At 74.5% G+C, this 24,474-nt stretch carries 19 protein-coding genes and 1 riboswitch; of the genes, 11 read left to right on the top strand and 8 right to left on the bottom strand.

All coding sequences use genetic code 11. The features are described from left to right. The first annotated feature begins 112 nt into the window (after positions 1–112). Positions 113–2,278, top strand: coding sequence for a primosomal protein N' (locus ABD358_RS18585; protein ID WP_344632183.1), 2,166 nt, complete (start codon positions 113–115; stop codon positions 2,276–2,278). A 119-nt stretch (positions 2,279–2,397) separates the two neighbouring features. On the opposite strand, the gene ABD358_RS18580 is transcribed toward ABD358_RS18585, so the two are convergent. Continuing rightward, positions 2,398–2,946, bottom strand: a complete 549-nt coding sequence (locus ABD358_RS18580) for a hypothetical protein (RefSeq protein WP_344632182.1) — start codon at positions 2,944–2,946, stop codon at positions 2,398–2,400. 278 nt (positions 2,947–3,224) lie between these two features. Here ABD358_RS18580 and fmt point away from each other — a divergent pair, with 278 nt between their 5' ends. From fmt to ABD358_RS18545, 7 genes are all read left to right on the top strand, one after another. Further along, a complete protein-coding gene (gene fmt, locus ABD358_RS18575) occupies positions 3,225–4,157 on the top strand; it encodes a methionyl-tRNA formyltransferase (RefSeq protein WP_344632181.1) in 933 nt (310 codons plus the stop codon). A 99-nt stretch (positions 4,158–4,256) separates the two neighbouring features. Continuing rightward, entirely contained in the window at positions 4,257–5,657 is a 1,401-nt protein-coding gene (locus ABD358_RS18570) for an RsmB/NOP family class I SAM-dependent RNA methyltransferase (RefSeq protein ID WP_344632180.1), read from the top strand. A gap of 69 nt (positions 5,658–5,726) precedes the next feature. Next, positions 5,727–6,416 carry a ribulose-phosphate 3-epimerase gene (gene rpe, locus ABD358_RS18565; RefSeq protein ID WP_344632179.1) on the top strand — a complete coding sequence of 230 codons (690 nt, stop codon included), beginning with the start codon at positions 5,727–5,729 and terminating at the stop codon, positions 6,414–6,416. Positions 6,417–6,597: 181 nt separating this feature from the next. Beyond that, entirely contained in the window at positions 6,598–7,599 is a 1,002-nt protein-coding gene (locus ABD358_RS18560) for a sugar-binding transcriptional regulator (RefSeq protein WP_344632178.1), read from the top strand. Between the two features lie 153 nt (positions 7,600–7,752). After that, the gene (locus tag ABD358_RS18555) at positions 7,753–9,192 is read left to right on the top strand and encodes a GuaB1 family IMP dehydrogenase-related protein (RefSeq protein ID WP_344632177.1); all 1,440 of its coding nucleotides are present in this window, start codon (positions 7,753–7,755) and stop codon (positions 9,190–9,192) included. A gap of 73 nt (positions 9,193–9,265) precedes the next feature. Then, positions 9,266–9,958, top strand: a complete 693-nt coding sequence (locus ABD358_RS18550) for a class I SAM-dependent methyltransferase (RefSeq protein ID WP_344632176.1) — start codon at positions 9,266–9,268, stop codon at positions 9,956–9,958. Positions 9,959–10,141: 183 nt separating this feature from the next. After that, complete coding sequence (locus ABD358_RS18545) at positions 10,142–11,602, top strand: amino acid permease (protein WP_344632175.1); 1,461 nt, start codon at positions 10,142–10,144, stop codon at positions 11,600–11,602. Positions 11,603–11,632: 30 nt separating this feature from the next. Here the strand turns inward: ABD358_RS18545 and ABD358_RS18540 are convergent, their stop codons facing one another. From ABD358_RS18540 to ABD358_RS18530, 3 genes are read right to left on the bottom strand one after another with little or no spacing between them, the layout of a single operon-like run. Beyond that, on the bottom strand, positions 11,633–12,178 hold the full coding sequence (locus ABD358_RS18540; RefSeq protein WP_344632174.1) for a hypothetical protein: 546 nt from the start codon (positions 12,176–12,178) through the stop codon (positions 11,633–11,635). A 53-nt stretch (positions 12,179–12,231) separates the two neighbouring features. Further along, positions 12,232–14,535 carry a DUF6571 family protein gene (locus tag ABD358_RS18535; protein ID WP_344632173.1) on the bottom strand — a complete coding sequence of 768 codons (2,304 nt, stop codon included), beginning with the start codon at positions 14,533–14,535 and terminating at the stop codon, positions 12,232–12,234. Further along, the gene (locus ABD358_RS18530) at positions 14,532–15,026 is read right to left on the bottom strand and encodes a hypothetical protein (protein WP_344632172.1); all 495 of its coding nucleotides are present in this window, start codon (positions 15,024–15,026) and stop codon (positions 14,532–14,534) included. The genes ABD358_RS18535 and ABD358_RS18530 overlap by 4 nt, the downstream gene beginning before the upstream one ends. 392 nt (positions 15,027–15,418) lie before the next feature. Between ABD358_RS18530 and ABD358_RS18525 the strand changes: the two genes are divergently transcribed. From ABD358_RS18525 to ABD358_RS18515, 3 genes are all read left to right on the top strand, one after another. Then, positions 15,419–15,874 carry an Lrp/AsnC family transcriptional regulator gene (locus tag ABD358_RS18525; RefSeq protein ID WP_344632171.1) on the top strand — a complete coding sequence of 152 codons (456 nt, stop codon included), beginning with the start codon at positions 15,419–15,421 and terminating at the stop codon, positions 15,872–15,874. Between the two features lie 197 nt (positions 15,875–16,071). Then, positions 16,072–16,884, top strand: coding sequence for a carbon-nitrogen hydrolase family protein (locus ABD358_RS18520; protein ID WP_344632170.1), 813 nt, complete (start codon positions 16,072–16,074; stop codon positions 16,882–16,884). 123 nt (positions 16,885–17,007) lie between these two features. Then, positions 17,008–18,714, top strand: a complete 1,707-nt coding sequence (locus ABD358_RS18515) for a flavin monoamine oxidase family protein (RefSeq protein ID WP_344632169.1) — start codon at positions 17,008–17,010, stop codon at positions 18,712–18,714. A 70-nt stretch (positions 18,715–18,784) separates the two neighbouring features. Here the strand turns inward: ABD358_RS18515 and ABD358_RS18510 are convergent, their stop codons facing one another. The 4 genes from ABD358_RS18510 to ABD358_RS18495 all read right to left on the bottom strand — a co-directional run bounded on the left by ABD358_RS18510 (position 18,785) and on the right by ABD358_RS18495 (position 23,898). Further along, positions 18,785–19,819: a LacI family DNA-binding transcriptional regulator gene (locus tag ABD358_RS18510; protein WP_344632168.1), complete on the bottom strand. Its 1,035-nt coding sequence runs from the start codon at positions 19,817–19,819 to the stop codon at positions 18,785–18,787. A gap of 146 nt (positions 19,820–19,965) precedes the next feature. Continuing rightward, positions 19,966–20,697, bottom strand: coding sequence for a DUF5995 family protein (locus tag ABD358_RS18505; protein WP_344632167.1), 732 nt, complete (start codon positions 20,695–20,697; stop codon positions 19,966–19,968). Between the two features lie 351 nt (positions 20,698–21,048). Beyond that, positions 21,049–22,452 (bottom strand): uracil-xanthine permease family protein, encoded by a 1,404-nt coding sequence (locus tag ABD358_RS18500; protein ID WP_344632166.1) that lies wholly within the window; start codon positions 22,450–22,452, stop codon positions 21,049–21,051. A gap of 189 nt (positions 22,453–22,641) precedes the next feature. Next, complete coding sequence (locus tag ABD358_RS18495) at positions 22,642–23,898, bottom strand: MFS transporter (RefSeq protein WP_344632165.1); 1,257 nt, start codon at positions 23,896–23,898, stop codon at positions 22,642–22,644. A gap of 433 nt (positions 23,899–24,331) precedes the next feature. Continuing rightward, positions 24,332–24,462, top strand: a riboswitch (FMN riboswitch). The last annotated feature ends 12 nt before the right edge of the window (positions 24,463–24,474 follow it).

The raw sequence follows: 24,474 nt of genomic DNA, 5'->3' as shown, positions 1-24,474 counted from the left end.
GCGCAAGGCCGCCGGCCTGTAGCGGCCCCCGGCACGTCACCGGCCCGGCTCGCGGCGGTTTCCCCCGCCGCGAGCCGGGCCGTGTCGGTGGTGTCTGGTAGGACTGAAAGCTGTGAGCAGTGAGAACGGACGGTCCCGAAGGCTCCCGGTGGAGGTGTCGCCGGGAGGCGAGCAGCTCGCGCTGATCCGGGAGACCGTCCGCCGGGCCAAGCCGCCCCGGGCCCGTCCGCGCACCTGGCGCGGCGCCGAACTCGCCGGGCGCGACCCCGTCGCCCGCGTCCTGGTCGACAAGGGGCTGCTCCACCTCGACCGCCTCTTCGACTACGCCGTCCCCGCCGCCATGGACGCCGAGGCCCGCCCCGGGGTGCGGGTGCGGGTGCGCTTCGGAGCCGGCGAGCGGGGCGGGCGGCGCGAGGGCGGCGGGCTGGTCAACGGCTTCATCGTGGAACGCCGGGCGGAGTCCGACTTCCCCGGCGTCCTCGCCCCCATCGCCCAGGTCCTCTCCCCGGAACCGGTTCTCGGCCCGGACCTGCTGGGACTGTGCCGGGCCGTCGCCGACCGCTACGCCGGGGCGCTCGCCGACGTCGTCCAGCTCGCCGTCCCCCCGCGCATGGCCCGCGCCGAGAGGGCCGGGGCGGACGGCGGCCGGGCCGCCTCCCCGCCACCGCCACCACCGGCGCCCGCGCCGGGCTCCTGGGCGCGTTACCCGGCCGGTCCCGGCTACCTGCGGGCCCTCGCAGCCGGGGAGCCCCCCCGCGCGGTGTGGACGGCGCTGCCCGGGCCGCACTGGCCCGAGGAACTGGCCCGGGCCCTGGCCGCCGCCCTGGCCTCCGGCCGCGGCGCGCTCGCCGTCCTGCCCGACGGACGGTCCGCCGCCCGCGTGGACGCCGCCCTCACCGCCCTGATCGGCGACGGCCGGCACGTGGTGCTCACCGCCGACGCCGGCGCCGAGGCCCGCTACCGCCGCTGGCTCGCCGTCAACCGCGGCGCGGTGCGCTGCGTCGTCGGGACCCGGGCCGCGATGTTCGCGCCCGTGCGCGACCTCGGACTCGTCGCGATCTGGGACGACGGGGACCCCAGCCACCGCGACCCCCACGAGCCGATGCCGCACGCCCGTGAGGTGCTGCTGCTGCGCGCCGCCCGGGAGAAGTGCGGCTTCCTCCTCGGCGCGCACGGCTGCACCGTGGAGGCCGCCCAGCTCGTCGAGACCGGATGGGCCCGCCCGCTGGCCGCCGACCGGGACGCGGTGCGCGCCACCGCCCCCCTGGTGCGCACCGTCGGCGACGGCGACGAGGCGCGCGACCCCGCCGCGCGCGCCGCCCGGCTGCCCTCCCTCGCCTGGAGCACGGTGCGCGAGGCCCTCCGGCACGGCCCGGTGCTGGTGCAGGTGCCGCGTCGCGGCTACGTGCCCCGGCTGGCCTGCGCCCGCTGCCGGGAGCCCGCCCGGTGCGCCCGCTGCTCGGGCCCCCTGGAGGCCACCGGCGGCGACACCCCGCCCACCTGCGGCTGGTGCGGCACGGCCGAGCCAGGGTGGGCGTGCGCGGAGTGCGGCGGAGGGGCGCTGCGGGGCCGGGTCTTCGGGGCCCGCCGGACGGCCGAGGAACTGGGCCGCGCCTTCCCGGCCGTCCCCGTCCGCACCTCCGGCCGCGACCACGTCCTGGCGACGGTGCCCGACCGGCCCGCACTGGTGGTCAGCACCCCGGGAGCGGAACCGGTCGCCGAGGGCCCCGGCTACGCGGCGGCGCTGCTGCTGGACGGCTGGGCGCTGCTCTCCCGCCCCGACCTGCGGGCGGCGGAGGAGGCGCTGCGCCGCTGGCTGGACGCCGCCGCGCTGGTCCGCCCCCGCGCCGAGGGCGGCACGGTGGTCGTCATGGCCGAGCCGGCGCTCCGCCCCGTCCAGGCCCTGGTGCGCTGGGACCCGGCCGGGCACGCCCGGCGCGAACTGGCCGAACGCGCCGAGCTGGGGTTCCCGCCGGTGTCCCGGATGGCCGCCGTGACCGGGCCGCCCGAGGCCGTCGCCGAATTGCTGGCGTCGGCCGACCTGCCCGCCGACGCCGAGATCCTGGGGCCGGTGCCGCTCCCGGAGCCCCCGCCGGGCCGGCCCCGGCGGCCCGGCGCGCCTCCGGCGGGCGAGCGGTGGGAGCGGGCACTGGTGAGGGTGCCGCCGGGCAGCGGCGCCGCACTGGCCGCCGCGCTCAGGACGGCGCGGGCGGCCCGGCTCGCCCGCCGCGGGAGCGCGCCCGTCCGGGTCCGGGTCGACCCGGACGACATCGGCTGACGGAGCGGAGGACCCGCCGCCCCGGACGCGTCCCGGCGGCGGAGACGAGGCCGCCCGGCGTCCGGCCGACGGAGTGCGGTCGGGACGGACACCGGGCGGCGGGGACGGCCGAGGAGGAGTCAGCCGTTGCGGGGGCCGGGGAACGTGCCCTGGCGGGAGTCCGGCGGCGGCTGCGCCGGCCCGCCGGGCGGGGAGGGCGCGGCGGGTACCGGGGCCGCGCCCTGTCCCACGGCCACGGTGCGTGCGGGAGATGCGGGGGGCTCCCCGCCGGAGGGGGGCCGGCGCGGGGCCTCCGTCCCGTCCGGGGCGGCCGGCGCCGCGGCCCGGCGCGAGCCGTAGCGGCGGTGGACGGCCTGCTTGGTCACGCCGAGCGCCGAGCCCACCGCGTCCCAGGAGAAGCCCAGCGACCGGTCGAACTCCACCGCCGCCGTCACCAGCGCCTCCACGCTGTCCCGCAGTTCCTGGGCGAGCCGCACGGTGGGCGCCGGGGCCCTGCCGTAGACGACGAAGCCCGCGGCGGGGCCCGTGCGGCGCGGCCGGTAGACGTTGCCGAGCTGTGCGGTGAGCGTGCGCAGGGCGTCCACCTGCCGGCGGACCCGCTCGATGTCCCGCACCAGCAGGTGCAGGCTGGCCCGTGTCCGGGCGTCGGGGGTGGCGTGGTCGGCCATGAACAAGCCTCTCGGAACCGGCGTGGGAAGGGCCGGCCGCTGTCGCGGCCCGCTTCGGTCAAGCTGCATTGACCAACGCCGTACCGGCCGCCGGGGTCACGCTGCGGGAGCGTGCGGGAGAAAGCGGGGGCGGCGCGCCGGGCACCGCACGCCCCCACGGTGAGGGGCCTTGACGGGCCGTAGACTGGTGCGCCGTTCCGCGCACCCCGTGCGCTGTTCCGTGCGTTCCCCCGCGCATCGACGCGGTCCCGCCGTTCGCGAGAGGTAGTTCCCCACCGATGAGGCTCGTCTTCGCCGGCACCCCCGAGGTCGCCGTACCCGCCCTCGACGCCCTGATCGCATCGGAGAGGCACGAGGTCGTGGCCGTCGTCACCCGCCCCGACGCGCCGGCCGGCCGCGGACGCCGCATGGTGGCCAGCCCGGTCGCCCAGCGGGCCGAGGACGCCGGGATCGAGGTCCTCAAGCCCGCCCGCCCCCGCGACGAGGACTTCCTCGTCCGTCTCCGCGAGATCGCCCCGGACTGCTGCCCCGTCGTCGCCTACGGCGCGCTGCTGCCCAGGGCCGCGCTGGACATCCCGTCCAGGGGGTGGGTCAACCTGCACTTCTCGCTGCTGCCGGCCTGGCGCGGCGCGGCGCCCGTCCAGCACGCGATCATGGCCGGGGACGAGGTCACCGGCGCCTCCACCTTCCTGATCGAGGAGGGACTCGACTCCGGGCCGGTCTACGGGGTGGTCACCGAGGAGATCCGGTCCACCGACACCAGCGGGGACCTGCTGACCCGGCTCGCCTTCGCCGGCGCCGGGCTGCTGGCCGCCACCATGGACGGGATCGAGGACGGCACGCTGCGGGCCGTCCCCCAGCCCGAGGAGGGCGTCAGCCTCGCCCCCAAGATCACGGTGGAGGACGCCCGCGTCGACTGGTCCGCCCCCGCCCTGCGTGTGGACCGGGTGGTGCGGGGCTGCTCGCCCGCGCCCGGCGCCTGGACCGTCTTCCGCGGCGAGCGCCTCAAGCTGCGACAGGTGACCCCCGCCCCCGACCGCACCGACCTGGCCCCCGGCGAGCTGGCCGTCGGCAGGAACACCGTGCACGCCGGGACGGGCTCGCACGCCGTCGAGCTGCTGTGGGTCCAGCCCCAGGGCAGGAAGCCGATGTCCGCCGCCGACTGGGCGCGCGGGGTGCGCATCGCGGCCGGGGAGAAGCTGGGGGAGTGACCTCGGGAGGCGTCCGGCCGGCGACGTAGGCTGGGGGAGCGCGCCCACCGGGCGTCCGCCGCCGTGCCCTTCCCCCAACCCAGCCGGAGCAACCGTCCCGTGAGCAGTCGGCCACGCCGCCCCGCCAGGCCCTACCGCCGCCCGAAGAAGGACCCCGTGCGCCTGATCGCCTTCGAGGCGCTGCGGGCCGTCGACGAGCGCGACGCGTACGCCAACCTCGTCCTGCCCCCGCTGCTGCGCGAGGCGCGCGAGCGAGGGAGCCTCGACGGGCGGGACGCGGCGCTGGCCACCGAGCTGGTCTACGGCACCCTGCGGTGGCAGGGCACCTACGACGCGATCGTCGCCTCGTGCGTCGACCGGCCGCTGCGCGAGGTGGACCCGCCCGTGCTGGACGTGCTGTCGCTCGGCGCCCACCAGCTGCTGAACACCCGCATCCCCGCCCACGCGGCGGTCAGCGCCACCGTGGAGCTGGCCCGGGCGGTCCTGGGCGACGGACGGGCGAAGTTCGTCAACGCCGTGCTGCGGAGGATCGCCGGCGACGACCTGGAGGGCTGGCTGCGGAGGGTGGCCCCGCCCTACGACGAGGACCCCGAGGAGCACCTGGGCATCGTCCACGCCCACCCCCGCTGGATCGTCTCCGCCCTGTGGGACGCGCTCGGCGGCGGCCGCAAGGACGTCGAGGCGCTCCTGGAGGCCGACAACGCCCGCCCCGAGGTGACCCTGGTGGCCCGCCCCGGCCGGGCCCGCCCCGAGGAGCTGCTGACCGGCGACGCCGTGCCCGGCCGCTGGTCCCCGTACGCCGTCCGGCTCGCCGAGGGAGGCGACCCGGGGGCGATCGACGCCGTGCGCGAGGGACGCGCCGGGGTGCAGGACGAGGGCAGCCAGCTCGTCGCGCTCGCCCTGGCGAACGCGCCCCTGGAGGGCGAGGACCGCCGCTGGCTCGACGGCTGCGCCGGACCGGGCGGCAAGGCCGCCCTCCTGGGCGCGCTGGCCGCCGGGCGGGGCGCCGCCCTGATCGCCTCCGAGAAGCAGCCGCACCGCGCCCGCCTGGTCGCCCGCGCCCTGCACGGCAACCCCGGCCCGTACCAGGTGATCACCGCCGACGGCACCCGCCCCGCCTGGCGGCCCGGCTCCTTCGACCGCGTCCTGGTCGACGTGCCCTGCACCGGCCTGGGCGCGCTGCGCCGCCGCCCCGAGGCCCGCTGGCGCCGCCGCCCCGAGGACCTGGCCGGCTTCGCCCCGCTCCAGCGCGGCCTGCTCGCCGAGGCGCTGCGGGCCGCCCGCCCCGGCGGCGTCGTCGGCTACGCCACCTGCTCGCCGCACCCGGCCGAGACCCGCGCGGTCGTCGAGGACGTGCTCAGGCACGAGAGCGCCGAGCCGATCGACGTCCGCCCCCTGATGCCCGGCGTGCCGTCCCTCGGCGACGGGCCCGACGTCCAGCTCTGGCCGCACCTGCACGGCACCGACGCGATGTACCTCGCCCTGCTGCGCCGCACCTGACGTGCCGTCGGCCGGACCCGGCGCGGGCCCGGCCGACCGGGGGAGGCGGGGCCGCGACATACTGGGGCCATGGTTCAGATCAACCCCAGCATCCTGTCCGCCGACTTCGCGCGCCTGGCCGACGAGGCGCAGCGCGTCGGCGGACCCGAGGGCGCCGACTGGCTCCACGTGGACGTGATGGACAACCACTTCGTCCCCAACCTCACGCTCGGCGTCCCGGTCGTCGAGTCGCTGCGCAAGGCGACCGACACCCCGCTGGACTGTCATCTGATGATCGAGGACCCCGACCGCTGGGCGCCGCAGTACGTGGAGGCCGGGGCCGGGTCGGTCACCTTCCACGTCGAGGCCGCCGCCGCCCCGGTGCGGCTGGCCCGCGAGATCCGCGCCAAGGGCGCCCGCGCCTCGATGGCGCTCAGGCCCGCCACGCCGATCGAGCCGTACGAGGACCTGCTGCCCGAGCTGGACATGCTGCTGGTGATGACCGTGGAGCCGGGCTTCGGCGGGCAGGCGTTCCTCGACGTCATGCTGCCCAAGATCCGCCGCACCCGGCAGCTCATCGACAAGCACGGCCTGCAGCTGTGGCTCCAGGTGGACGGCGGGGTGTCGGCCTCCACCATCGAGCGGTGCGCCGAGGCGGGCGCGGACGTCTTCGTGGCGGGCTCGGCGGTCTACGGCGCGGACGACCCGGCCGCGGCGGTGCGGGCGCTGCGCGAGCGGGCCGAGAAGGTCCGGGGCGCCCAGGGCGGGTGCGCCCACTGAGGCGGGCCGGGCCGCGCTCCGCATGGGTGCACCGTGCACGGAGTGAATCAAGGTCACCGCGGATCTGCGAGGATGAACACGCAGGGTGCGTACGGCACGTACAGGGGTACGGGCGCGTACGGCGGTACGGCGGAACGGTAGCGAGGTGAGTGCGGTGTCGACCGGGCGGTCAGCCACGAGAATGGGTCCCGCCGAGCTGATGCAGGCGGCGGCCATGGCGCGCCGCTTCTACCTGGAGGGGAAGTCCAAGATCCAGATCGCCGACGAGTTCGGCGTGAGCCGGTTCAAGGTGGCCCGGGTCCTGGAGACGGCCCTGGAGCGCGATCTCGTGCGCATCGAGATCCGGGTCCCCGCCGAACTGGACGCCGAGCGGTCCGACGCGCTGCGCTCCCGCTACGGGCTGCGGCACGCCGTGGTCGTCGAGTCCCCCTCGGACGCGGCCGAGGACGCCGCCGACCCGGAGAACCTCGGCGAGGTCGCCGCCGACCTGCTGGGCGAGCTGGTCACCGAGGGCGACGTCCTGGGCCTGGCCTGGGGCCGCTCCACCATCCACATGGCCACGGCGCTGCACCGCCTGCCGCCGTGCACCGTCGTGCAGCTCACCGGCGTCTACGACGCGGGCACCGCCGAACGCGGCTCGGTGGAGGCCGTCCGCCGCGCCGCGGCCGTCTCGGGCGGCGAGGCCCACCCCATCTACGCGCCGATGCTGCTGCCGGACGCGGCCACCGCCGCGGCGCTGCGCGGCCAGACGAGCATCGCCGCGGCGTTCGAGTACTTCGACAAGGTGACCGTGGCGGCGGTGTCCATCGGCTCCTGGGAGCCGGGCGTCTCCACCGTCCACGACATGCTCGGCGAGGAGGAGCGCGCCCACTACGCCTCCCTCGGCGTGGCCGCCGAGATGTCAGCCCACCTCTTCGACGCGGAGGGCCGCCGCATCGGGCGCGACCTGGGGGAGCGCTGCATCACCGTCGAGGCCGACCGGCTGCGCCGCGTCCCCGAGGTGATCGCCATCGCGGGCGGCCGCCGCAAGGCCGCGGCGATCGGCGCGGTGCTCCGCTCCGGCCTGGTCACCAGCCTGGTCACCGACACGGCCGCGGCGGACTACCTGCTCCACGAGACGGGCCCGGGGCCGTGGCCCGCGCTGGAGCGGGTGGACCCGGACGAGGGACCCGCCGCCCCCTGAGGGACCGGCCGGAGAGTCCGGCCGGGTGCGGAACGCCGCGCCCGGCCGGGGCGCGTTCTCGTGCGAAAGCACGGCGAGGAGTCCGCCGCGTGGCGGTCTGCCTGGCTTTTCCTCCAAGGCGGGGATATGTGCGGCCGTGCAACAATGAAGTACGTGCGATTTCTCAACGACCAGCGGCCCCCGTACGACCTGACGTACGACGACGTCTTCATGGTGCCGGGCCGCTCCGCGGTCGGCTCCCGCCACGGTGTGGATCTGTCGGCGCCCGACGGAACCGGCACCACCATCCCGATCGTGGTCGCCAACATGACCGCGATCGCGGGACGCCGGATGGCCGAGACGGTCGCCCGCCGCGGCGGGCTCGTCGTCATCCCCCAGGACATCCCCCTCGACGTCGTCACCGACGTCGTCTCGTGGGTCAAGCAGCGCCACCTGGTCCTGGACACCCCCATCGTCCTCGAACCCACCGCGACCGTCGCCGACGCGCTGGCCCTGCTGCCCAAGCGGGCGCACGGCGCGGGCGTCGTCGTGGAGGAGGGACGGCCGGTCGGGGTCGTCACCGAATCCGACCTCACCGGCGTGGACCGCTTCACCCAGGTCAACCGGGTCATGTCCCGCGACCTGCTCCTCCTCCCCGCCGACACCGACCCCCGCGAGGCGTTCACCCGCCTGGACGCCGCGCACCGCAAGCTCGCCCCCGCCGTCGACGCCGACGGACGGCTGGCCGGCATCCTCACCCGCAAGGGCGCCCTCCGCGCCACCCTCTACACCCCCGCGACCGACGCCTCGGGCCGGCTGCGCATCGCCGCCGCCGTCGGCATCAACGGCGACGTCGAGGGACGCGCCAAGGCACTGCTCGACGCCGGGGTGGACACCCTGGTCGTGGACACCGCGCACGGACACCAGGAGTCGATGCTCTCCGTCCTGAGGACGATCCGCGCGCTGGACCCGCGGGTCCCCGTCGTCGCGGGCAACGTCGTCTCCGCCGAGGGCGTGCGCGACCTGGTCGAGGCGGGCGCCGACATCGTCAAGGTCGGCGTGGGCCCGGGCGCCATGTGCACCACCCGCATGATGACCGGGGTGGGCCGCCCGCAGTTCTCCGCCGTCCTGGAGTGCGCCGCCGAGGCCCGCCGGCTCGGCAGGCACGTCTGGGCGGACGGAGGGGTGCGGCACCCGCGCGACGTGGCCATGGCCCTGGCCGCCGGGGCCTCCAACGTCATGATCGGCTCGTGGTTCGCCGGGACGTACGAATCTCCGGGCGACCTCCAGCAGAGCCCCGACGGGCGCCTGTACAAGGAGAGCTTCGGCATGGCCTCCGCCCGCGCCGTGCGGAGCCGCACCGCCGACGACTCCCCCTACGACCGGGCCCGCAAGGCGCTGTTCGAGGAGGGCATCTCCACCTCCCGGATGTTCCTCGACCCGGAGCGCCCCGGTGTGGAGGACCTGATCGACTTCATCGTCGCGGGCGTCCGCTCCGCCTGCACCTACGCCGGTGCGGCCACCCTGGAGGAGTTCGCCGAGAAGGCCGTCGTCGGCGTCCAGAGCGCCGCCGGCTACGCCGAGGGCAAGCCGCTCCACGCCAGCTGGGCGTGAGGCCGCCCGGTCCGGCACGCACCCGCGCCCGCCTCCCTTCCCGGGGGCGGGCGCGGGTGCTTCCATGAGGCGCATGGGCGGATGGACGCGCGAGGGGTACGGCGGTACGGGAACCGGGGCGATCACCCCCGACGGCTGCGCGGTGGAGGTGTACACGCGCCTGCCCGCCGGGGACGAACCGGACGTCGTCGCCTCGGCCGTCCCCGCCGGGGCGAGCCTGCTGGAACTGGGCTGCGGCGCCGGCCGGGTGACCCACCCGCTGGTGGAACGCGGATTCCGGGTGACGGCCGTCGACGAGTCCCCGGAGATGCTGGAGCGGGTGCGCGGCGCCCGCACCGTGTGCTCGTCCATCGAGACGCTGGACCTGGACGAGCGCTTCGACGCCGTCCTCCTGCCCTCCTTCCTCGTCCACGCGGGTGACGTCCGGGTGCGCGACGCGCTGCTGCGCACCTGCCGGCGGCACGTCGCGGACGGCGGCTGCGTCCTGGTCCAGCGCGAGGGCGAGGACTGGCACGACCGGGTGCCCAGGGAGCGGAGGGCCGGGGACGCCCTGATCCGGATCGCCTCCGCCGACCCCACCGACGACCCCGGGGTGTCCTCCATCCGCGCCGAGTACGTCTTCCCGGACGGGACGTGGACCCAGACCTTCCTCTCGCGGCGGCTGAGCAGGGAGGACTTCGAGCGGGCGCTGGCCGGCGCGGGCCTGGCCGTCGACGCCTACCTCACCGACGACCGGACCTGGGCGCGGGCGCTGCCCGTGCGGTGAGCTCCGGGCGGGCTCCGGAGGGTCCGGGGGACGGGAGACGGGGGACGGGGGACGGGGGACGCCCACCGGGACCGGCACACGGACACCGGGAGATGTCCGTTGCGGGCGGGCATGCGAAGCTCATACACAGAAACTCACGCACAAAAGCCTCGTATGCGACTTATCCGCAAGGAGCCACCCGCGATGGACCAGGGCACGGCGTCCCCCGCACCCCCGCCGCACACCGGACTCGGAGCCCGGCTGACGCGCCGCAAACCCGTCCGGAGGCTCGTCGCCGAGGGCGGCCGGGGGGAAGGCGGAACGCTGCGCCGCTCACTCGGGGTGTGGCAGCTCACCATGATCAGCATCGGGGCGACCCTGGGCACCGGGATCTTCGTCGTGCTGGGGGAGGCCGTGCCCGAGGCGGGCCCGGCCGTCGTCCTCTCCTTCGTCCTGGCCGGGATCACCGCCCTGTTCTCGGCCCTGTCCTACGCCGAACTGGCGGGCACCATCCCGGTCTCCGGCTCCTCCTACAGCTACACCTACGCCACCATGGGCGAACTGGTCGGCTGGGTGATCGGCTGGTGCCTGATCCTGGAGTACGGCGTATCGGTGGCCGCCGTCGCCGTCGGCTGGGGCGAGTACCTCAACGAACTCCTCGACGGCACCGTCGGCGCCACCATCCCGGCCGCCTTCTCCGCACCCCCCGGCGACGGCGGGATCGTCAACCTCCCCGCTCTGCTGGTCGTCCTGCTGGCCATGGTCTTCCTCCTCGGCGGCGCCCGGGAGAGCGCCACCGCCAACGCCGTCATGGTCGTGGTGAAGATCGCCGCGCTGCTGATGTTCTGCGCCGTCGCCGTCACCGGCGTGCGCGCCGGGAACTACACCCCGTTCGCGCCACTGGGCGCGGCCGGCGTCAACGCGGCGGCCGCGACGCTGTTCTTCTCCTACATCGGCTTCGACGCCGCCTCCACGGCGGGCGAGGAGGCGAAGGACCCCCGGCGCGACCTGCCGCGCGCCATCATCCTCTCGCTGATCGTCGTCACCGTGCTGTACTGCCTGGTCGCGGTCGTCGCGGTCGGCGCCATGCCCTGGCGGGACTTCACCGGCTCCGAAGCCGCCCTGGCCGGGATCCTGGAAGACGTCACCGGGCACGCCTTCTGGTCCGTCCTGCTGGCCCTGGGCGCCGTCGTCGCCATCGCCAGCGTCGTCCTGGCCGTCCTCTACGGGCAGACCCGCATCCTGTTCTCCATGGCCCGTGACGGACTGGTCCCCACGGTGTTCTCCAAGGTGCACCCGCGCACCGGCACCCCGCGCGCCAACACCCTCATCGTCTCCGCCTTCTGCGGACTCCTGGCCGCCGCGATCCCGCTCGGCCGGCTCGCGGACGCCACCAGCATCGGCACGCTCTTCGCGTTCGCGCTGGTCAACCTCTCCGTGATCGTGCTGCGCCGCACCCACCCGGAGATGCCCCGCGGCTTCCGCGTCCCGCTCTCGCCCCTGCTGCCCCTGGTGGGCTTCGGCTTCTGCGTGTGGACGATGGCCGGCCTCGACCTGATCACCTGGACGGTCTTCGGCCTCTGGCTGGCCGTGGGCCTGGTGATCTACTTCGGGTACGGCATCCGCCACTCCCGGCTCGACGCTCCGGAGACGGAGAACAGGTGAGACCCGGCACGGGACGAGGCCCCACCGGGCTCAGGTGCACTCGTCGGACTTCCCGACGGCCTCGGCGTAGGCGGCGATCAGCTTCTTCATCGCCGCCTCGTCGGGGGTGCCGGGTTCGTGGACCCGTGCCGTCACGAGGAGGTCGTCATCGGGCTTGCGCGGCTTGGGGCAGGTGACCTTCCCGATGGCTCCGTTTTCGGAGTAGAGGTACCGGCCGTCCTCCGTCTCCTTGTCGTCGGAATCGACGTTGGCGATCGTGAGGGCGGCCACGCGCAGGGAGGTTCCTTTCTCCCACCACTCGGTGCCGACCGCGAGGACCTGCTTTCCGTCGACGTTGACGAGGCAGCGCTTCATGCCCTCCACCCTGTCGGAGAGGGTGGTGGAGAGCTTGTCCCCCGGGGGCAGGAGGGGTTCCAGGAGGTCGGGGGAGATGGCCGTGCCGCACAGGGCCTCGGGGATCGTGTAGTTCCTCTCCTGGGTGGAACAGGCGGTCGCCCCGAGGCCGAGGAGCAGCGCCCCGACGACCGATACCGTGACCCGGTTCCGCTGCCGTGTGAATTCTCCTGGGATCCTCAAGGCGACCTCGGTGTCGTAGGGAAAATGGGCAATGGCGCGGCTGCGGCGCGCTGTCAGTTGGGGATGTTGGTGTCCAGGTCGTCAGCCATTCGGGAGACGTTGACCGAGGCGTTGGCGAAACCAATCTCGTTTCCTTTCAACACCCAATCCGCCACCCTGTTTCTGTATGGCAGATCATGGGCTTTGGCGGCTTCGAGCGCGGCAACTTGACCATGTTCGGTGCTGTTTTGCCTAGCCATCTCCCACCTGACGCCCTCGTTCTTCCCCGCATCCTTGAGGTTGTTCGGCTCGAGGTTGCCGAAGATCTGCTCCAGGACGACGCTGCTGACCGTGCCGGCGGCCCCGCCGGCGGCGGCTCCGCCGGCGGGAGTCGCGATGAAGCTCGTCCCCACGCCGATGCCGGTGCCGATGGTCCCGGAGATGATGTTCTTCACCTGGCCCATCGACTTCTGGTAGTCCTCGTCCTTCTGGTGCGCCTCTCCCAGGACCGCCTCCTGGCGCCCGATGGCCAAGGTTCCGCTGACCTCGCCGGACCGCCGCGCGATGTCCTCGATCGTGGTCTGAGGGTCCTGCGGATACCGCTTGTCCTCCGGGAGTTCGGGGTTGAGGTGGTAGTCCATCAGGTTGGTCATGTAGGCCTTCTGGCCCATCTCGACCTTCGCGTAGCCCTCCGGGTTCTGGCCCACGCTGACCAGGAAGCGCGTGACGTCGTTGTGGTCCAGCTCGGCGGCGGTGCCGGCGACGGGGAACAACAGGTCGGTGTTGCCGTGCTTGTCGTCGGCCATGGCCCGGTTGATGTCGGGCAGGTACTCCGCCGCGATCTGGCCGAGGCTGTCGGACAGGTAGCCGCGTTTGGTCAGGCGCTCGGAGTCGTCGGAGACGGAGTTGACGATCTGCTCCACCAGCCTGGCCTGCTCCGGTGAGTGCGGAGGAAGGTCCGGGGTGGGCTGCTGGCCGGCCGGGTGGCCGGTGGCCGCGGCCTCCAGGGCCCAGCCGAGGGCGTTCTGCCCGGTGACGCTCTCCTTCATCTCGGAGTCGTGCTCCTTGGGCCAGTCCCGCTCCTCGAAGAGGTACTGGAAGTTGGTCAGGCCGACCTTGCCCTTGTTGCCGTCGCCGTCGGTGTCCCGCAGGAAGTCGTGGTCCTCGTCCTTGGTGACGAAGGTGCCGCTGAAGAACTCGGTGGCGGCTTCCGGGCTCCTGCTCAGGGCCATCATGTAACCGGTCATCGGGTCCGAGCCGCCATCGGTGCCCGTCCGGTTGAGCATGGGGTCCGTGGGGAACTGGAGCCAGGCGGCGGCCGCGTTCCTGCCGTTGCCGCTGCGTTCCTTCTCGAGCCGCATGAGTTCGTTGCCGTAGCTGGTCAGGAACTTGTCGTCGAAGTCCCCCCAGCGCATGAGGTTGCTCATGACCTGGACGCCCATGGCCCGCGGGTTGTTCTTGTCGGGGACGAACTCGCCGCCCAGGTTGACCATGTCCCGTTCCCACCGCTGCATCCCGGCGCTGTCGGACTGGGTGGCGGTGGCCAGGGTCAGGCCGAGGTGCTCCTGCAGGTCGCCGTACTGCTTCACACGGGCCTGGCCCAGCTCCATGTTCAGATGCGGGTCGTTGAGGCCGGCCCAGAACTCCAGCACGCCCTTGGGGCCGAGCGCCGTCGCGAACTGCTCGGCGAACAGGCTGTCCCCGTTGTGCTCCTTCAGGAGCCTGTTGAGCTCGTCGAACTCCTCCGGGGACATGTCCTCGGGCCTGTCGGCGAGTTTCGCCGCGCGGTCGGCGGCTTTCAGCGCCTCGGCGGCGGCGTCGCGGTCCTTGTAGGAGGCGTCGGAGAAGCCGTGGGGGCTCTGGTCGGCGAGGGCCTTGAGAGCCCGGGCGGCGGTGGAGTCGCTCTCGGCGGCCTTGGTGAGGATGTTCTGGATCTCGTCGCGGAGGTTCTCGGCGTCCTGGGGGGAGTGGTCGGGCACCTCCGTGCCCTTCGCGGCGCGGTCGGGGTGGATGTTCATGGTGACGGTGAAGCCGCCATCGGGATTGGACCGCACGGTCAGGTTCTTCTTCAGGCCGCGTTCGATGGCGTCGTTGAGCTGCCGCCGGTAGTCGACCAGCTCGTCGCGGGCGTCCCTGAGGATATTGCGGATGGACGTGGCCTGGGTGTGGGCGTCGGCGAACTCGTGGGCGGTCTTGGCGATGAACTCGCGGGTGACGGCCGCGTTGTAGCCGGTCCAGTCGGCCTTGTCGGCCTTCCCCTTGAGCCGGGAGTCGGCGTCCTCCTTCAGGGACTGGAGCTTGGTGATCATCTCGGACCAGTCGCCGATGGCCGTGTCCAGTTTGGAGAAGTCGGCGAAGCGGAGGGCGTCGAGCTTCACTGGCGCCGGGTCCTTTCGTCGAAGCCCTGGTCGAGGGTGGTGAGGCTGTTGAACACCGAGCTGATGTGCTGCTCGTGGTTGGCGTGGGCCTTGTTGGTGTACTCCAGGTGGTTGGAGATGTGGGCGCAGGCGTCGGTGAGGCTGCGCAGCTGCTCCTGCCACCGGGTGTTGACGTGCCGCAGGGCGCCGCCGATTTCGAAGTCCATTCCGAGGTCCGAGGCCGCGCCGGCGCTGCTCTCCCGGGCGTGCTCGCCGTCCTTGCGGAGCCGCTCGTAGAGGTCGAACGCCGCGTCCCCGATCTCGGCGAGGTCCTTCTGCTTCACCGTCAGCTCGCCGTCCGAGGTGGCGGCGTGTCCTCCGCCCCCGCCTCCGCCGTCGTGCCGGTTCAGCTGCATCTGTGTGGACTTCCGTTCGGCAGCGGCCGCCACCAGTTGGTTCCACTCGTCGTCGAACGACACGTACCCGCCCCCGTGACTCGAACCCTTCGCCATCCGGCGACACAAGCTATAGAGGTGACGGTGGAGTGCGCCAGTCGGAGGCCGTGCGAGGAACCGGTGCGCAGGCCGCGTCCACGGTCCGGACGGGTGCGGGATGCCCGGTTCACGGTGTTGTGTTCCGGCGGAGGTGTTCGGGAGCGGGGACATGCCCTCCTCCGCGGGGAGGACGTCCGAAACCGCGACCGCCGCGCGGCGATCCGGCGGGGGCCACGGCGGAGGGGCCACGGCGGAGGGGCCGCGTCCCGGAACGTCCGATTCCGTCCGTGGGCCCGGGGAGCCGCGGGGACGCGGACGGGCTGTGCTGTACTTCGAGCGACGGATGTGCCGCCTCCGCCCGGGGCGCGGCACCGATGGCACCGCCCGCGCAGAGAAGTGGCCCACCCGCAGTGCGACTGAACCAGCTCGACGAACGCATCGTGCACGCCCTCGCCGAGGACGCCCGGCGCTCCTACGCCGACATCGGGGCCGAGGTGGGGCTGTCCGCCCCGGCCGTCAAGCGGCGGGTGGACCGGCTGCGGGAGCAGGGGGCCATCACCGGCTTCACCGTGCGGGTGGACCCGGCGGCGCTCGGCTGGGAGACCGAGGGCTTCATCGAGATGTACTGCCGCAGCAACACCTCCCCCGAGGACATCCGCCGCGGTCTGGAGCGCTACCCGGAGGTGGTCTCCGCGTCGACCGTCACCGGCGACGCCGACGCCATCGTCCAGGTCTTCGCCTCCGACATGCGTCACTTCGAGCGGGTGCTGGAGCGGATCGCGGGCGAGCCGTTCGTGGAGCGCACCAGGTCGGTGCTGGTCCTCTCCCCGCTGGTGCGCCGCTACGGATCCGGCCCGCCGGCCTGAGACGGCGGGCCGGGGAACGGGGAACCGGAACGGGGCGGCGCAACGAATCGACGCCAGGAGCCGGAAAGACGCAACGAATCGGCACCGGATGCGCAACGACTGCGCCTTGTGAGGCCTCGGGGACGACTCGTACCGTCGAATCGTCCCAGGCAGACCCGTCCGTACCCCGTCACGGGCGAACGAGGTGAAGAGGTTCCATGACGCCGCTGCGCACCGCGCTCCTCCAGGGTCCCGGCGGTGTTCCCGGCTCCACCGCGGACTCCCTGGCCGCCCTCGACCGCGCCGCCGCCCGGGCCGCCGCCGCGGGCGCCCGGCTGCTGGTCGCCTCCGAGCTGTACCTGACCGGATACGCCCTCGGCGAGCGGGTGGCGGAGCTGGCCGAGCCCGCCGGCGGCCCCGGCGCGGCGGCGGTCGCCCGCATCGCCGCCGAACGGGGGATCGCCATCGCCTACGGCTATCCGGAGCGCGCGGGGGAGAGGGTGTACAACTCCGTCCAGCTCGTCGGTCCCGACGGCGACCGCCTCGCCAACTACCGCAAGACCCACCTGTACGGACCCTACGAGAAGGCCCGCTTCACCCCCGGCGAGACCCCGGTGGTCCAGGCCGACCTCGACGGCGTCCGCGTCGGCATGCTCGTCTGCTACGACGTGGAGTTCCCCGAGGCCGTCCGCGCCCACGCGCTGGCGGGGACCGAGCTGCTGCTGGTGCCGACCGCGCTGATGCGCCCCTACGAGGTCGTCGCGGAGACACTCCTCCCCGCCCGCGCCCTGGAGAGCCAGCTCTACATCGCCTACGCCAACCGCTGCGGCACCGAGGGCGAGGGCGGGGACGCGGTCTCCTTCACGGGGCTGAGCTGCCTGGCCGCCCCCGACGGAACCGTCCGGGCCCGCGCGGGAGCGGGGGAGGACCTGATCACCGCCGACGTCGACCCGGCGCTGCTGAAGGCGTCACGCGCGGACAACCCGTACCTGCGCGACCGCCGCCCCGAGCTCTACGCGTCCCTCGTCTGAGCGCCCGGGCGTCCCGCCGCCGGGGCGCCCAGGCGTCCCGCCGACAGAGCGGCCGAGCAGAGCACGAGCACCGGCCCGGGCCACCGCCCGGAGCCGCACGCATCCCCAGGAGAGAACCACCCCATGACCTCCACCGTGCCCACCGCCGTCCACGACGAGCAGCACACCGAGGCCCGGACCGAGCCGCCCATCACCATGTTCGGCCCGGACTTCCCGTTCGCCTACGACGACTACCTCGCCCACCCGGCCGGCCTCGGCCAGGTGCCGGCGACCGAGCACGGCACCGAGGTCGCGGTCGTCGGCGGCGGCCTGTCGGGCATCGTCGCCGCCTACGAGCTGATGAAGATGGGCCTGAAGCCGGTGGTCTACGAGGCCGACCAGATCGGCGGACGGCTGCGCACGGCCCGCTTCGACGGCTGCGACCCCGAGCTGACCGCCGAGATGGGCGCGATGCGCTTCCCGCCGTCCTCCACCGCCTTCTGGCACTACGCGAACCTGGTGGACCTGGAGACGAGGCCGTTCCCCAACCCGCTGGCCCCCGACACCCCCTCCACCGTCGTCGACCTCAAGGGCGAGAGCCACTACGCCCGCACCCTGGAGGACCTGCCGGACGTCTACCGCCAGGTGATGGAGGCATGGAACGCCTGCCTGGAGGAGGGCGCGGACTTCTCCGACATGCAGAAGGCCATCCGCACCCGCGACGTGCCGCGCATCCGCGAGATCTGGTCGCGCCTGGTGGAGAAGCTGGACAACCAGACCTTCTACGGCTTCCTCTGCGACTCCCCGGCGTTCTCCTCCTTCCGCCACCGCGAGATATTCGGCCAGGTCGGCTTCGGCACCGGCGGCTGGGACACCGACTTCCCCAACTCCATCCTGGAGATCCTCCGGGTGGTCTACACCGGCGCCGACGACGACCACCGCGGCATCGTCGGCGGCAGCCAGCAGCTCCCGCTGCGGCTGTGGGAGCGCGAGCCGGCCAAGCTGGTCCACTGGCCGCTGGGCACCTCGCTGAAGTCCCTGCACGGCGGTGAGCCGCGCCCGGCCGTGACCCGGCTGCACCGCACCGCGGGCAACCGCATCACCGTCACCGACGCCACCGGCGACGTCCGCACCTACCGGGCCGCGATCTTCACCGCCCAGTCGTGGATGCTGCTGTCGAAGATCGACTGCGACGACGAGCTGTTCCCCATCGACCACTGGACGGCGATCGAGCGCACCCACTACATGGAGTCCTCCAAGCTGTTCGTGCCGGTGGACCGGCCGTTCTGGCTGGACAAGGACGAGCGCACGGGCCGGGACGTGATGAGCATGACGCTCACCGACCGCATGACCCGCGGCACCTACCTGCTGGACAACGGCCCGGACCGGCCGGCCGTGATCTGCCTCTCCTACACCTGGTGCGACGACTCCCTGAAGTGGCTGCCGCTCAGCCCGCAGGAGCGGCTGGAGGTCATGCTCAAGTCGCTGCGGGAGATCTATCCGAACGTCGACATCCGCAAGCACATCATCGGCAACCCGGTCACCGTCTCCTGGGAGAACGAGCCCTACTTCATGGGCGCCTTCAAGGCGAACCTGCCGGGCCACTACCGCTACCAGCGGCGGCTGTTCACCCACTTCGTGCAGGACCGGCTGCCGGAGGACAAGCGGGGCCTGTTCCTGGCCGGCGACGACATCTCCTGGACGGCCGGCTGGGCCGAGGGCGCGGTGCAGACGGCGCTCAACGCGGTGTGGGGCGTGATGCGCCACCTCGGCGGCGCCACCGACCCGGCCAACCCCGGACCGGGCGACGTCTACGACGAGATCGCCCCGGTCGAGCTCCCCGAGGACTGAGCCGGACGCCCCGGCGGACGACGGGCGGTGCGACGGGCGGCCGGGGCGTGGTGCGGGGACCCCTTCCGCGTCACGCCCCGGCCGTGCTCTCCCTGACGACCAGCCGGTGGCCCGCCTCGACGTCCCGCCCCCCGGCCGCCCCGCCGTCCTCCCGTCCGGCGCGGCCGGTGCCGCCTATGCACGCGGCCAGCAGTTCCACGGCCGCGCGGGCGATCCGGTCCTTGTCGGGAGAGACCGTGGTCAGCGTCGGGGTGCTGTAGCGGCCGTCCTCGATGTCGCCGAAGCCCGCCAGCGCCACGTCCTCCGGCACCCGCAGGCCGGCGGAGAGGAGGACGCGCAGCGCGCCGAGCGCCAGCAGGTCGTCGAAGCACAGGACGGCCCGCGGGGGCTCGTCCAGCTCCAGCAGGCGGCGCATGGCCTCCGCGCCGTCGGCGCGGCGGCAGGACCGGACGGGCGGCGCCAGCCGTTCGTCGCGGGGGAGTCCGGCGGCCTCCAGGGCCTGCCGGTACCCGGCCAGCCGCAGCCGGGCGGTGCCGGCGCGCGGGTCGTCGCGGGCGCCGATGACGCCGACGCGGGTCCGGCCCAGGGAGATCAGGTGCTCGGTCGCCTCGCGCGCGGCCCGCCGGTTGTCGATGTCCACGTGGTGGACGGGCCCGTCCAGGACGCGCTCGCCGAGCAGCACCAGCGGGGTGCCGTCGGTGCGGGCGGCCAGCTCCTCGCGGCCGACGGAGACGGGGCTGAGGACGAGCCCGTCGACGAGCCGTTCGCGGAGCCCCTGGAGCACCCGCAGCTCGCGGTCGGCCAGGCCGTCGGTCTGCTCGATCAGCACCGCCCAGCCGCGTTCGGCGGCGGCGCCGATGACGAGCCGGGCCAGCTCGGCGGAGTACGGGGCGTCCAGCCCCGGGAGGGCCAGGGCGATCACCCCCGTGCGGCCGCGGCGCAGGTGACGGGCGGACAGGTTGGGCCGGTAGGCCAGTTCGGCCAGGGCCCTCTCGACCTTCTCCCGGGTGTGCGGGGCCACCCGGGCGCGGCCGTTGACCACGTTGGAGACGGTCTTGACCGACACCCCCGCCCGTGCGGCCACGTCCTTGAGACTGGCGCCCACGCCGATCACCTCCACCGGCACCCCCGGGTGCCTCCTGCGCGAAGCGGTCCGCCCACCCTGGCACATCGCCGCCGGGCGGCGCGGGCGGGTCCGGCAACCGGTGGTGACGCGTTGGGGCGGACGGCGCGCCCGCGGGACGGGAGGGGTCACGCCGTACGGGGACGGGGGCAGTGCCCCAGCGGCGTGAGCAGGCAGCGGCCGACCAGGCCCGTGCCGGTGTCCAGCCGGTGGGCGAACTCCTCGGCCAGCTCCGGCAGCCGCCGCACGCTCCACAGCAGCCGCGCCGCCGACCAGGCCGCGTCACGGGCCCGGTCCATGCTCCAGCTGGCGACCAGATGGGTGAGCGGATCGGCGACGTCCAGCGGGTCGGGGCCGGGCATCAGATCCTCGTGCACCCGCTCCTCCAGCCCGACCAGGATGTCCCCGAGCCGGTCGAACGCCCCCTGGAGGTCGGCCGGTTCGCAGCCGTGGAGCCGGGCGGTGTCCACCACCGCCAGCGCCAGGTCGTACCCGATGTGCGCGTTGAACCCCGCCAGCGCGAACTGCACCGGACGCACTCCCGGGTGGTGGCGCGCGAGGAACAGCGGGCGCCAGCAGGCGGGGGCGTGCGCCCCGGAGGCGTCCAGGTCGACGGCGGCGAGGTAGCGGCGGGCGAAGGCCGCCGCCAGACCCGCCGTGGCCCGGGGGCGGGGGAGGAGCCCGCCGACGAGGTGCCGGCGCACCGTCAGCGCAACGGAGAGACAGACCTCGGTGAAGACGGCCACCCCGTCGTGGCGCGGCAGGCTCTCCCGCAGGGCCCGCAGCCGTGCGACCACCTCGTCCACGGCGGTGTCCACGGCGGCGTCCACGGCGACCGGCCCGTACTGCGTCGTCGTCATGCGCCCAGAGTGGCAGCGGGGCGCGGGGCGCGGGGGCAGGCGGGGGAAGTCCCCCCGGATCGGGCGACGCCCGAACGAGGGGCGCGGCCGGAGGAGGCCGAGGCGGGCCGCGCGGCCGCACGGGGCGGGTTGCCTGCCGGCGTCGGCCGGGAGACCGCCCCGGACCTGTTCGCGGGCCCCTTCTCGGCGTCTCGGCGTCCCGGCGTCCGGCGCCTGCCCGTCACGCCGGAGTGCCCGGACCGCCTCACCGGCGAGCCGGCCACCGCCTTGACGACGGCCCTGACCGCCGGGCGGCCCGGACCGCGACCGGCTGGTGCGCCGCCGGGCCCGCCCGGCGGCGCGCCACCCTGCCTACCGCTTCTCGGAGCCGGAGCCGGTGTCGCCGCCGGTGTCGTAGGAGGAGGTGCCCTCGTCCAGCAGCGGCTCCTGCTCGCGCATGTGCGCCGGGGCCAGCGCCCGCAGCACGTGGTAGCCGGTGAGGACGACGATGGTGCCCAGCGCGATGCCGTTCAGCTCGAAGGTGTCGGTGATCTCCAGCGTGACCCCGCCGACGCCGATGATGACGCCCGCCGCGACCGGCACCAGGTTCAGCGGGTTGCGCAGATCCACGTTGCCCGCGAGCCAGATCTGCGCGCCCAGCAGGCCGATCATGCCGTAGAGGATCACGGTGATCCCGCCCAGCACCCCGCCCGGGATCGCGGCGATCACCGCGCCGAACTTCGGGCAGAGCCCGAACAGCACCGCGAAGCAGGCGGCGGCCCAGTAGGCGGCGGTGGAGTAGACGCGGGTCGCGGCCATCACGCCGATGTTCTCGGAGTACGTGGTGGTGGCCGGACCGCCCACCGCGGTGGAGAGCACCGTGGCCGCGCCGTCGGCGCCGATCGCGGTGCCCAGCGCGTCGTCCAGCCGGTCGCCGGTCATCTCGCCGACGGCCTTCACATGCCCGGCGTTCTCCGCGATCAGCGCTATCACGACCGGCAGCGCGACCAGGATCGCCGACCACCGGAACTCGGGGGCGTGGAGGGCGGGCAGCCCGATCCAGTCCGCCTCGGCCACCGCCGTCAGGTCCAGCCGCCAGTGGTCGACGGCCTCCGCGCCGCCCGCCGGGGAGTGGATCTTCCCGAAGAGGAGGTCGGAGAGCCAGGAGACGGCGTAGCCGAAGACCAGCCCGAGGAAGATCGCGACCCGCGACCAGAAGCCGCGCAGGGCCACCACGGCGAGCCCGGTGAAGAGCATGGTCAGCAGCGCCGTCCACTGGTCCTGCGGCCAGTACGTCGAGGCCGTCACCGGGGCCAGGTTGAAGCCGATCAGCATCACGACCGCGCCGGTGACCACGGGCGGCATCACGGCGTGGATGACCCGGGCGCCGAACCTCTGCACCACGAACCCGGCCAGCAGCAGCACCGCGCCGACGACCAGCAGCGCCCCGGTGATCGTCGCGCTGTCGCCCCCCGACGCCCGGATCGCCGCGGCCACCCCGACGAAGGAGAGGCTGGAGCCCAGGTAGCTCGGCACCCTCCCGCGCGTCACCAGCAGGAAGACCATGGTGGCGACGCCGGACATCATGATGGCGAGGTTGGGGTCCAGGCCCATGAGCACGGGCGCCACGAAGGTGGCCCCGAACATGGCGACCACGTGCTGTGCGCCCAGCCCGGCCGTCCGCGGCCACGACAGCCGCTCGTCGGGCCGTACGACGGCTCCGGGCGCGGGCGTACGCCCGTCGCCGTGCAGGGTCCAGCGCAGGCCGAGGCCCATGGGGTGCTCCGTTCCGTGCGGTGATGCGCTCAGGTGTACGAGCGGAATTGATCGGTCCACATGCTACGGCCGCCCCCACCGGCTGTCAGGCGGCCGGACGCGCCCGGCCGCACCGGGAACCCCCGGCCCCGGCCCGGGGCCCGGCCCCGGAAGAACCCGCGCCCCCGCACACCGGCGGCGGGACCGGCCTCAGCCCCCCGGCCGCCCGCCGGACGCGCCCGCCGGATCCGTCCGCAGCACCCCCGCCCCCAGCACCAGCCCGCACAGCAGCACGGTGACCAGGCCGAAGGAGACCGACAGGGAGGTGAACTCGGCGATCCACCCGACCGCCGCGGGAGCCGCCAGCCCCGAGGCGTACGCCAGCGTCGCCACCCCCGCGATGGCCCGGCCGGGAGCCGCGGACTCCGAGCGGCCCGCCGCGGCGAAGCACAGCGGCACCACCACGGCGATCCCCACGCCGATCAGCGCGAATCCGGCGATGCCGGCCGCCGGCCCGGAGGCGGTCGCCACCAGAACGCCTCCGGCGACGGCCAGCAGGCCGCCGATCCGGACGGTGCGGACCGGGCCGAGACGGCGCACCACGGCGTCCCCGGCCAGCCGGGCGGCGGCCATGGTGCAGGCGAACGCGGTGTACGCGGTCGCCGCCAGCCCCGGCGAGGCGCCCGTCGAGTCCCGCAGGTGGATGCCCGCCCAGTCCATCGACGCGCCCTCGGCGAAGACCGCGAGGAAACCGATCACCCCGATCGCCAGCACCCCGCGGCGGGGCAGCGCGAAGTGCGGCGGCTCCTCCTGCGCCGGACCGGCCCGCACGTCCAGCGTCCGGCCCGCCGCGACCACCCCCGCCGCGGCGAGCACCGGGGCGGCCAGGGCGAGGTGGACCCGGGCGTCCAGGGCGGCGTGCGCGGCGAGCGCGCCCGCACCGCCGCCCAGCAGCGCGCCCACGCTCCACATCCCGTGCAGGCCCGACATCACCGACCGGCCCATGCGTTCCTCGACCTGCACCGCGTGGGCGTTCATCGCCACGTCCGTGATGCCCAGGCCCGCGCCGAAGAGGAAGAGGGCGCCGCACAGCCAGCCGAAACCGGGCGCCAGGGCGGGCAGCGCCAGCCCCGCGCAGCACAGCGCCACCAGCACCCGCAGGGCGGCGCGCGGACCGTGGCGGTGGGCCAGCCGCGCCGACAGCGGCATCGAGGCGGCGGCCCCGAGGGTGGCGAAGACCAGGGCGAGCCCGAGCCGGCCCGTGCCCAGGTCCAGGTGTTCCCGGATCCAGGGGATGCGGGTGGCGAAACTGCCGCTCACCGCTCCGTGGACGGTGAAGACCACGGCGACGGCGCGCCGGGCGCGCGCCACCTCCCACCCGCCGGCGGGTCCGCGCCCGGGCGCGGACCCGCTCTCCGCCGCGGGGACCGCGGGGGCTGCGGGCTCGTCGGGTTCCACGGGTTCCATGGGCTCCTCCCTGTCCGCCGAGGACAGTCTCCCCGCGGATCCGCCCGTGCATCCCGGACGCCCCGGGATGCACGGGCGGATCCCCGGCGGCCGGACGGGGGACGGCCGTGCCCGCGGCGGCCGGGGCGAACACCCCGCGGAGCGGGGCGAGTTCCCCGGGCTCACCGGTGACGGCCGGCGCGAGCCGGGGGCGAGGCGGCGCCCGGCGGCCCCGTGGCACGCGGATGACGGCCCCTCAGAAGACGTCGTACGACACGGCGGGGGCCGGCCGTCACCGTACGGCGGCCGTACGGTGACGGCCGGCCCCGGTCGCGCCCGGCGGAAGCCGCCCGCCTCCGGAACGGCCCCGCGCGACCTGCCTGAATGGGACCCTGTGAGGCACCCCACTGCCGGGGACCGGCCGGCCGTGGCACACTGGTGCGGTACCAACGTCAAGCGCACTCCGGGGTCGGTGAAACTCCGAACCGGCGGTTACAGTCCGCGACCCGGCCGCTGCCAGCGGCCGGTTGACCAGGTGAAATTCCTGGACCGACGGTCAAAGTCCGGATGGGAGGCAGTGCGCGGCGGGCCGTGAAC

Source organism: Streptomyces glaucosporus, assembly GCF_039533345.1.
Taxonomy (GTDB): domain Bacteria; phylum Actinomycetota; class Actinomycetes; order Streptomycetales; family Streptomycetaceae; genus Streptomyces; species Streptomyces glaucosporus.
The sequence above is the reverse complement of the archived record's forward strand: the minus strand, read 5'-3'. Positions and strand labels throughout refer to the sequence as shown.